We start from the raw sequence: 9,027 nt of genomic DNA, 5'->3' as shown, positions 1-9,027 counted from the left end.
CCCTGTGAGAGTAGGACGTCGCTGGGCAACAGAGAAGAAGGTCATCCCGTCAGGGGTGGCCTTTTTTGTATGCGAAAAAGTAGACATAATCTTTTCCCGCGCTGTTTGTCTTCTCGCAGATGGATGTGTCTCCCCTGCGATGTTCGTCTGAAGAGCCAGTCCACGAACGAAGAGGACTTGGCCCGCCCCTTCAGCGCGGGCCAAGCGCGATTCTTCCTGATCCGTCCCACGCCGACCATCTCCAGTACGACCCATCCATCCAAGACAAGACCTTCTTATAGGAATGACTGCATCCAACTAACTCTCCATCTCGGCTCCGCCTCTACTGATCCTTGTGAATCTCATAATCAGTGGAAACTTCATAGCATCTTCTTCACTGCACTAACGTGAGGCTCTATTAGCAATCCACCACACACTGTCGAGGACAGCGACTGTTCACAAACTTCACAGTATGTCAGAACTGAAGTCACAAAGCCCTTTCTAGCAAGGGCTTGAATGTCAAAGAGCTCTTTCTAGCAAGCTCCGATCTGTCAGTGGTCGAACGCCAGTCTACAAAGTTTAAATAAGAAATTAAGAGGGATAACTTCTCAGTGGCAATCAATCATGGAGTCCAGGTCGTCATTTCCCGGGCCATCTGAGTTTTCCCGAGACCCGGCAACGAAGATGAAAGTGCTCTTCTTTCAGCTTACGTGGGGAGGCTCGGGGAAACTCACCCAGGAAATGGCGGCCTGGATGGAGGGATTGACAGCTAAGAAATACCCCCACCTGTCCTCTTCGTTCTTACTTTAATCTTTAGAACAAGCATTATAAGATAGACCTTGCAATTTGAAGTACACATCGCTTTGCAAAAAAGCTTACTTCTTCTTTTTCTTTCTAGGCGGCCGCTGCATTCCCGCCAATTTCTGATTATCACTCGTCAACTCAATCGTAAACGGATACAGCAAGAATACAGCTAAAAACAATCCTACAGAAAGTAAAACAGACGAAGTGACAGACAAATCAACAAGAACACGAATCAGTAAAATAACGACCATTACCATCACAGCATACGTCCCACTTCGCATACGCGAGTGAGCAGACAAGTACTGTCGTGCGCCACACTTCTCACAGCTCTGTTCAGAATTTGATAGCCATGCACGTCTTAAAGCTGCTGGATAAGACCAGATATGCCCACAGTTCTGACAAATACGTTTGTTATTCAAAGTACCAACTCCTAAATGATTCTTCCAAAAATATCTACACCTAGTGCTGTCGCAAAGGCAAAAGCAAGACCCCAGAGAACAATACTAATGATCGACCAAAGGGTAGTATGACCTTTTGTTCCACCGACTAGTAAAGCTATGAAGGCCGCGACGTGTGTACCGATTAAAATTGGCCCTAGCATAATCATTCCAGGTAAGCCGTACTTTTTCCATAACTGCATTGCACGGTTACTTCGTTTTGAATTTGCAACAGGTTTTGACTTGCGTCGAGAAGCCAACCAAACCTGTAATTTTTCATAGCCAATAATCAATAAGAAAACCGTTAAAAGGTTTCCGACAACTGCAACAATCGTAACTAGAAAAGGATCGAGACCCGAGAGAATTCCAACAGGTATGACTAGTCCCATTTCTAACCAGGGTATGGCAGCGCCGAGGAAAACTAAAAAGTATTCAAAGATAAAAATCAACTCCCTTCAGAGTGTATAGTAAGTATACCATGGAAATAGAGCTTGTTATTCAGCTGACTATACGTGAAAATAGAGAAAACAAGGGAGGTGAGCGAATGAAAGTTGCAGGACTGTTACTAGTAACTGTTTTGATAGGAGTTTTCATTTATGCAATCAGTGGTCGATTGATGGGAACGCGAATTAACTTTGTCAAACGCTTTCTTGCCGTATTGATCAGTATGATTTTAACAACAGTTGTCTACTGGTATTCGTATTTACGCACAACGAACTTCTTGACGAATGATTTTTATGATATTGTGACGGATCCAAGTGCCATCATTTGGACGGGGAGCATGTTATTAATTGCGATGCTTTTGTACTTATTCTTTGAACTTTTTGACCCTCGTGCGCTCACAGAGCGTGGGAAGCCGTCATCTCATCATTCATTCTTCACACGGCTATTTGTCTATAGAAGACGTCAAAAGCGATTTCGAGCAGTACTTCAAATAGCAATGACAAATGGATTTACAAGGACTCTGCAGTATGCGAGGCATCGTGAGAATGAAGAGGAGCTAGCCCGGGCTTTTCGCGATACACTCGAACAAGCAGGCGGTATTTTCGTGAAGTTTGGACAAGTGTTATCAACACGATCTGAATTGTTTCCGCGTGCATTTATTCGTGAGCTCAGCAATCTCCAACAACATGTGACGCCACTTTCAATTGAACAAGTCGTGCGTCTTCTTGATGAAGCGTTACCTGGGACTACGGAGGATGTGTTTAGCGAATTTGATTATACGCCTCTCGCTGCTGCTTCAATTGGTCAGGTACATAAAGCGCGGCTCAAAGAGAGTGACGAAGTAGTGATTGTAAAGTTATTGCGGCCAGATGTTTCAGATATTATGGAAGACGATTTAGGCATCCTCATTGATTTTGCTGAGTGGATTTCTGAGCGGTCTGATTGGGCAGAGAGTATCGGATTCCGGGAACTGGCACATGGGTTTGCGGAAGGTTTGAAAGAGGAAATTGATTTTTCGATCGAAGTAAGGAATACGCTACAGATTGCCAAGACGGTCAATTCAAGTGTCTATCCTGTAAAAGTGCCTATGGTGTATACACGTTTTAGCAACAGCAAAATGATTGTTCAGGAATATGTGGAAGGTTGTACAGTGGCAGAGGCGGACGAGTTGATTATTCGTCACGATTTAGACCGCTATGAGCTTGCACAGACGATTTTATATTCGTTCTTTGAGCAAATGATAGGACCTGGTATATTCCACGCAGACCCGCATCCGGGAAATATATTTATCAATGGAAAGACCGGAGAGGCGACATTGCTTGATTTTGGGGCAGTCGGTAGATTACCGAACGAACAACAAGATGCGTTCCATTTGTTTTTATTGGGTCTTCATCAACAAGATGAGAGTGTCATTTACGATTCGCTGACGAAGATGATTTCAGATTCCGCGCATATTGATCGTATCCGACTAGAACAAGAAATTGGGCAGCTGTTGTTGCGTGTATCGTATATCGATAAGATTCCAACCCAAGAATTGATCTTCTCATTGTTTGCTCTGGTGAGAAAGCATGGCTTGCATTTCTATCCTTCTGTTGCGCAGGCTTTGCGTTCACTAGTGACGCTTGATGGGACATTGACAGCGATTCATCCAAGTTTTGATACATTTACAGAAGCCAAAGAGTTTTCAGAGCGCTATATGCATGAGATGTGGAAGAAGCCGTTTCAAGAACCGAAGCAGGTATGGAAAGAGTTTGAGGAAGAAATGGCACTTGCTTTACCAGCACTTCGTAAATTTCCAAGACGTATCGATCAGTTGATTAAGCGGGTGGAGAGTGGAAAAATAATTCTCCATCATGATATTTTCTCAGATAAAGCGAACAATCAATTTGTAACACTGTTGTTTTCTAAATTCATTTTATTGATGGTAGGCATTACATTCGGAATCATTTCCGTTGCTTTATTGGCCATTGCACAAGTAGTGGATACGGCATATGGAGTTTATTTAAATACAGTGTCGTATGTTGGATTGTTCTTGTGTGCAATTTTATTGGTACGCCTGTCTGTTCAGGCGATTCGGGATATTAAAAAGCTTTAAAATTTAAAGGAAGCAGACAAACTCATTGATATAGGGTTTGTCTGCTTTTTTGTTCTTGTTGTTTAAACGGTGTTCTGCTACTATCAAATAGTAGCTTGATTAAGGGGGCTTAGCTCAGCTGGGAGAGCGCTTGCATGGCATGCAAGAGGTCGTCGGTTCGATCCCGATAGTCTCCATCAAAACTTGGGAAAACTGCAAAACGGCGAAAAGCCGTTTTTCTTTTGTTGAAAATACGAACATATGTACGGTATAATGGGAACATAATTAAAGGAGTGAGGCGCATGACATTTTTTGAAGGAATCACGTTAATGATCGGGTTTGGCACACTCATCGTCAGTATACTGGCTCTCTCTTATTCATTTACGCAAAAAAAATAACTGCCCCGAAGGACAGCTCTACTATGCGACAGATCGGCAAGCCTCTGCACATTTTTTACAAGCTTCTGCACACGCTTGGCAGTGATCATGTGAATGATGCTCACACTCAGCAGCACAACGCTCGCAAATCTCAGCACAAACAGCTGCTAGTTCCTTCACAAAAGGAGAATTCCGCATAATGGCTTGTTCCAAGTACGAACAAAAATCAGCACACTCCCGATCGAGTCGAATACACTCTTTCATCATCGTGACATCTTCTTCTTGCAAACAAGCATCAAAACAATGGTTACAAGCAGCCGCACAATCATGAAGAGTCTGAAGTAAATCTTGATACGTAGAATTCATCCAATTCCTCCTCTATAGTAGTTACTATTTTGTTTCCCTTTTACGAAGCCGTTAAACATTTCCCAACATACCGAGCATTTATTGAAAAGTAGTAATTGGTATACTTGAAGTACGACCCCCTCAAATAAAAGTGGTATTTCGAATAATACTATATAAACTAATCGCAGATAAGGAGGCAAGAAAATGGTTCAAGCGGATACGACATATCAGGTGGAGGAAACAGTTATGATTCCGAAGATTGTGAAACGAAGTGCATTTACAATAGTAGGTTTTCAATTCGAAGCTAGCCTTTTAGAGGTAGAGCAGCTAAACCCGATACATAGTTATTTTAATGAATTGATACTGAACAAAGACTTGATTCAAAACCGGTTAAGTGATGAAGTCTTAGTTGTGCAATCCTATCCTTTAAAAGATAATTTCAATCCAAAAAAGGATCGATTCAAACATGTTATCGGGTATCGCGTGCAGCGTGCATTAGAACTACCTGAAAATATGGTGAGCTTGACCATCCCTTCTTGTGAATATATGAAGGTCAGACACACTGGAAGTTCTGCAACTATCCATGAAGTGCATGATTATTTATATTCGTATTGTGAGCAACAAAAGGACTATTCGCCACTAGGATTTGATATAGAAGAATGGCGCACAGATTATAATCCGTTCCAAGCTACTAATGAAATTGACGTACTGGTAGCTGTTCGATAACTCTTCCTCATTTTTGGCGAAGAGTTTTTCTTTGTAAAGTTCTGACATAGCTAAGGTTCAACTGAATCAAAAGGAGCAATTTGAAAAAGAATTGTAAAAAAGCATTGTAATATTGTGAATTCACGCTATAATAAAATTAAATTTATGCAAACGTTTTCACTGCTTTCACGTAGTTTCCGGATGAATTATAAAAATGCTTACATATCTGGACGATGTGAAATTTATTTATGAGCGGTGTGCAAACGCTTGCATGAGTGGGGAAAACCTAAGAGGAGGGGCATTATGAAAAAGAATTGGTTAGTTTTATTGCTAGTATTATTCGTAGCGATGATTGTTGCAGCTTGTGCACCAGATCGCGAAGAACAAGCTGAAGCACCAGAGGGGTCTACAAATACAGAAGAAGCAGCAACAGAAGAAAAGCCTGAAAAACTTGTTATCTGGGAAGATATCGACAAGTCTGCAGGTTGGTTAGAAGATGCAATTGCTTCATTTGAAGCAGAGCACGGCATTCAAGTTGAATTTAAAGAATTAAATATGGCAGACGCTATCCGTGATCAATTACGTTTAGATGGTCCTGCTGGAAATGCACCAGATATCGTAACACTTCCACACGATCAAATTGGTCAAGTTGTAACAGAGGGTCTAATTCAAGAAATCTCAGTTGAAGATGACGTATTAGCTCGTTACAGCGAGTCATCAGTATCAGCTCAAATGTACAATGGGGCTCTTTACGGATTACCAAAAGCTACTGAAACACCAGTATTTATTTATAACAAAGCATTGATGGACGAAGCTCCTGCAACGATGGACGAGCTTTACACATTCTCTAAAGATTTTACTTCAGGAGACAACTACGGTTTCTTAGCACTTTGGGATAACTTCTACTTCGCACACGCTGTACTAGGTGGTATGGGTGGTTATGTATTCGGTGAAGGTGCTGAAGGTCTTGACCGTGAAGATATCGGTCTAAACAACGAAGGCGCTGTTGAAGGTGCTGACTACATTCAACAATGGTACTCTGAGGGATTATTCCCAGCAGGTATCGTCGGTGAAACTGGTGGAGCAGCAATGGACGGCTTGTTCAACGAAGGTAAAGTGGCTTCAGTTATGAACGGACCATGGGCATTCCAAGGTATGCGTGACGCTGGAATCGACATCGGTGTAGCAGCAATGCCAACACTTCCAAACGGTGAGCCAATGAAAACATTCATGGGTGTTAAAGGATGGAACGTAACATCATTCACTGAGTACCCATACTGGTCAACAAAATTAATCGAACACTTAACAAGTGATGAAGTATCACTTGCGCGTTTCGAAGCAGTTTCTGAAATCCCAGCAAACGTAGCGCTAGTTGAAGAGCCTGCAATCGCTGACAACGAAGGCGCTAAAGCTGTAGCCCTTCAATCACAATACGCTGTGCCAATGCCAAACATCCCAGAGATGGGTGAGGTTTGGGGGCCAATGGCTTCAGCTCTACAAACAATCGCAACAAGCAAATCAGATTCGAAATCTGCTTTAGACGAAGCGGTTGATCAAATCAAAACAAACATCGAAACAAATCATTAATCCTAACACTTAGGAAAAGCGGGGAGGCATTCACGTGCCACCGCTTTTCCTTCCATTTTTTATACATATTCGATTTATGAACACGTGCACTGCACTTAGGAGGCTAGGCCGAATGAAAGAATCAACATCTTCCACAAAACACAGGAAAACGGCGATGCTGTTATCCTTAATTCCAGGGGTCGGGCAATTTTACAACAAACAAATTCTTAAAGGTCTTGTCTTTCTGATTTTGGCTGTTTCATTTGGCTCAGTATTTTTTCAATACATTGGTTTTGGTTACTGGGGCCTTATAACCCTTGGTGAAATTCCGAAGCTAGATCACTCCATTTTCTTATTGATTGATGGAATTATTGCTGTATTACTTACTTTAATGGGACTCGGGATTTACGCATTTAACCTTTATGATGCGTATCATAACGGAAAGCGTCGCGATCTAGGTGAAGGGGTCAATTCTGTTCGTCAGCAGTATCATAACCTGATTGACAATGGATTCCCGTATCTGATGATTTCACCGGGGTTCTTCTTGTTGATTTTCGTAGTTATTTTCCCGATTATCTTCGTATTATTATTAGCGTTTACGAACTATGATTTGTATCACTCCCCACCTGCAAACTTAGTGGACTGGGTAGGTATTCAAAACTTCAAAGACATCTTTACATTAGATGTCTGGCGTTCTACATTCTTCTCTGTATTGACTTGGACGATTGTGTGGACGTTTGGGGCAACGACGCTGCAAGTGGCACTTGGTATTTTCTTAGCCATCTTGATCAACCAAAAAGATTTAAAAGGAAAAGTTCTTTTCCGTACGATTATGATTTTGCCTTGGGCAGTACCATCATTCATTACAATCTTGATTTTCTCAGGAATGTTTAATGATACGTTTGGGGTCATCAACCGTGTGATCTTACCAATGATTGGTATGGATGCAATCCCATGGATGACGAACGAAACATTTACGCGGATAGCATTGATTATGATTCAATCATGGCTAGGCTTCCCGTTCATCTTCGCGATGACAACAGGTATCCTCCAGTCGATTCCGGAAGAGTTGTACGAAGCAGCGGATGTAGATGGAGCTTCTGTTTTCCAGAAGTTTTTCTCCATCACGTTACCACTTGTTTTGTACGCAACAGCACCTATTTTAATTACGCAATATACATTTAACTTTAATAACTTCAACGTAATCTTCCTGTTCAATGGAGGGGGACCTGCACTGCCGAGTCAGAATGCAGGGGGTACAGATATCTTGATCTCGTGGATCTACCGCTTGACGATGACCAGTGCCCAGTACGGAAAAGCAGCAGCTATCACGATGATACTTTCCATCATCGTTATCACTGTAGCTTTATGGCAGTTTAGAAGAACGAAGTCGTTCCAAGAGGAGGATATGATGTAATGTCGAAGAAACAAGGGAAATTAATTCGTTTGACAGTATCGTATCTAATCATCTTGACGATGTGTGCGATTGTATTGTATCCACTCCTATGGGTACTAGGTTCTTCATTTAACCCAGGGGATAGCTTGTCAGGGTCACGTATGATTCCTGAAAACCCAACATTAAAACATTATGCATTCTTGTTTGATTTAGAGCGTTCGAATTATTTGTTATGGTACTGGAATTCCATGAAGATCAGCTTACTGACGATGGTTCTTTCTGTAATTTTAGTATCGTTCACAGCCTATTCATTCTCACGTTACCGTTTTGTTGGACGTAAAAATGGTTTGATGACGTTCTTGATTCTTCAAATGATTCCTAACTTCGCTGCATTGATTGCCATCTTTGTTCTAGCGACACGCTTAGGATTGATCGATAGCCATTATGGATTAATTCTGTTTTATGTAGGTGGACAAATTCCGATGAGTACGTGGTTGATGAAAGGGTACTTGGATACGATTCCAAAAGACTTAGACGAGTCAGCACGTATGGACGGAGCGGGACACTTCCGTATCTTTATCCAGATTATCATGCCACTGGCTAAGCCGATCATCTCTGTTGTTGCGCTCTTTGCGTTTATCGCACCACTAGGAGACTTCATCATCGCGCGTATCTTATTACGTTCCAATGAGCAGTTTACGCTAGCTGTTGGATTGTATGATTTGGTTGCGAAGCAGTTCGGGAATTCATTTACGACGTTCGCTGCAGGAGCAGTACTAGTCTCTGTGCCGATTGCCTTGTTGTTCTTAGCTTTCCAAAAGTATTTCGTTTCTGGCTTGACGGCTGGAGGAACGAAAGGGTAATAGAAAAAGCACTTCCCGCGATCACGGGAAGTGCTTT

At 42.0% G+C, this 9,027-nt stretch carries 10 protein-coding genes and 1 tRNA gene; 7 read left to right on the top strand and 4 right to left on the bottom strand.

All coding sequences use genetic code 11. The features are described 5' to 3' along the window. The 3 genes from JOD03_RS10175 to JOD03_RS10165 all read right to left on the bottom strand — a co-directional run. On the bottom strand, nt 1–255 hold a 255-nt coding region (locus JOD03_RS10175; RefSeq protein WP_204590770.1), incomplete at its 3' end, for a hypothetical protein. A 599-nt stretch (nt 256–854) separates the two neighbouring features. Beyond that, a complete protein-coding gene (locus JOD03_RS10170; RefSeq protein ID WP_204590767.1) occupies nt 855–1,202 on the bottom strand; it encodes a TIGR04104 family putative zinc finger protein in 348 nt (115 codons plus the stop codon). An 11-nt stretch (nt 1,203–1,213) separates the two neighbouring features. Continuing rightward, nucleotides 1,214–1,669, bottom strand: coding sequence for a small multi-drug export protein (locus JOD03_RS10165; RefSeq protein WP_239584935.1), 456 nt, complete (start codon nt 1,667–1,669; stop codon nt 1,214–1,216). A 95-nt stretch (nt 1,670–1,764) separates the two neighbouring features. On the opposite strand from JOD03_RS10165, the gene JOD03_RS10160 reads away from it, so the two are divergent. The 3 genes from JOD03_RS10160 (at nt 1,765) to JOD03_RS13790 (ending at nt 4,136) form a co-directional block, all read left to right on the top strand. Next, nucleotides 1,765–3,759 carry an ABC1 kinase family protein gene (locus JOD03_RS10160; RefSeq protein ID WP_204590765.1) on the top strand — a complete coding sequence of 665 codons (1,995 nt, stop codon included), beginning with the start codon at nt 1,765–1,767 and terminating at the stop codon, nt 3,757–3,759. Between the two features lie 103 nt (nt 3,760–3,862). Next, a tRNA-Ala gene (locus JOD03_RS10155) sits at nt 3,863–3,935 on the top strand. A 105-nt stretch (nt 3,936–4,040) separates the two neighbouring features. Continuing rightward, nucleotides 4,041–4,136: a putative holin-like toxin gene (locus JOD03_RS13790; protein ID WP_239584934.1), complete on the top strand. Its 96-nt coding sequence runs from the start codon at nt 4,041–4,043 to the stop codon at nt 4,134–4,136. 21 nt (nt 4,137–4,157) lie between these two features. Here the strand turns inward: JOD03_RS13790 and JOD03_RS10150 are convergent, their stop codons facing one another. Continuing rightward, nucleotides 4,158–4,481, bottom strand: coding sequence for a four-helix bundle copper-binding protein (locus tag JOD03_RS10150; RefSeq protein WP_204590763.1), 324 nt, complete (start codon nt 4,479–4,481; stop codon nt 4,158–4,160). A 183-nt stretch (nt 4,482–4,664) separates the two neighbouring features. On the opposite strand from JOD03_RS10150, the gene JOD03_RS10145 reads away from it, so the two are divergent. The 4 genes from JOD03_RS10145 (at nt 4,665) to JOD03_RS10130 (ending at nt 8,990) form a co-directional block, all read left to right on the top strand. Next, the gene (locus JOD03_RS10145) at nt 4,665–5,186 is read left to right on the top strand and encodes a GyrI-like domain-containing protein (protein ID WP_204590761.1); all 522 of its coding nucleotides are present in this window, start codon (nt 4,665–4,667) and stop codon (nt 5,184–5,186) included. A gap of 282 nt (nt 5,187–5,468) precedes the next feature. Continuing rightward, nucleotides 5,469–6,752, top strand: coding sequence for an extracellular solute-binding protein (locus JOD03_RS10140; protein ID WP_204590759.1), 1,284 nt, complete (start codon nt 5,469–5,471; stop codon nt 6,750–6,752). A 112-nt stretch (nt 6,753–6,864) separates the two neighbouring features. Continuing rightward, nucleotides 6,865–8,148, top strand: coding sequence for a carbohydrate ABC transporter permease (locus tag JOD03_RS10135; protein ID WP_204590757.1), 1,284 nt, complete (start codon nt 6,865–6,867; stop codon nt 8,146–8,148). After that, the gene (locus tag JOD03_RS10130; RefSeq protein WP_204590755.1) at nt 8,148–8,990 is read left to right on the top strand and encodes a sugar ABC transporter permease; all 843 of its coding nucleotides are present in this window, start codon (nt 8,148–8,150) and stop codon (nt 8,988–8,990) included. The genes JOD03_RS10135 and JOD03_RS10130 overlap by 1 nt, the downstream gene beginning before the upstream one ends. Nucleotides 8,991–9,027: the final 37 nt, after the last annotated feature.

This window comes from Chryseomicrobium aureum (assembly GCF_016909155.1).
Lineage (GTDB): Bacteria > Bacillota > Bacilli > Bacillales_A > Planococcaceae > Chryseomicrobium > Chryseomicrobium aureum.
This window is presented reverse-complemented; position numbering and strand designations above follow the sequence as displayed.

Excerpts from the sequence above, each read along its gene's own strand:
- JOD03_RS10150 (WP_204590763.1), bottom strand. The coding sequence starts at position 4,481 with ATGAATTCTACGTATCAAGATTTACTTCAGACTCTTCATGATTGTGCG.
- JOD03_RS10160 (WP_204590765.1), top strand. The coding sequence starts at position 1,765 with ATGAAAGTTGCAGGACTGTTACTAGTAACTGTTTTGATAGGAGTTTTC.
- JOD03_RS13790 (WP_239584934.1), top strand. The coding sequence starts at position 4,041 with ATGACATTTTTTGAAGGAATCACGTTAATGATCGGGTTTGGCACACTC.
- JOD03_RS10130 (WP_204590755.1), top strand. The coding sequence starts at position 8,148 with ATGTCGAAGAAACAAGGGAAATTAATTCGTTTGACAGTATCGTATCTA.
- JOD03_RS10135 (WP_204590757.1), top strand. The coding sequence starts at position 6,865 with ATGAAAGAATCAACATCTTCCACAAAACACAGGAAAACGGCGATGCTG.
- JOD03_RS10140 (WP_204590759.1), top strand. The coding sequence starts at position 5,469 with ATGAAAAAGAATTGGTTAGTTTTATTGCTAGTATTATTCGTAGCGATG.
- JOD03_RS10145 (WP_204590761.1), top strand. The coding sequence starts at position 4,665 with ATGGTTCAAGCGGATACGACATATCAGGTGGAGGAAACAGTTATGATT.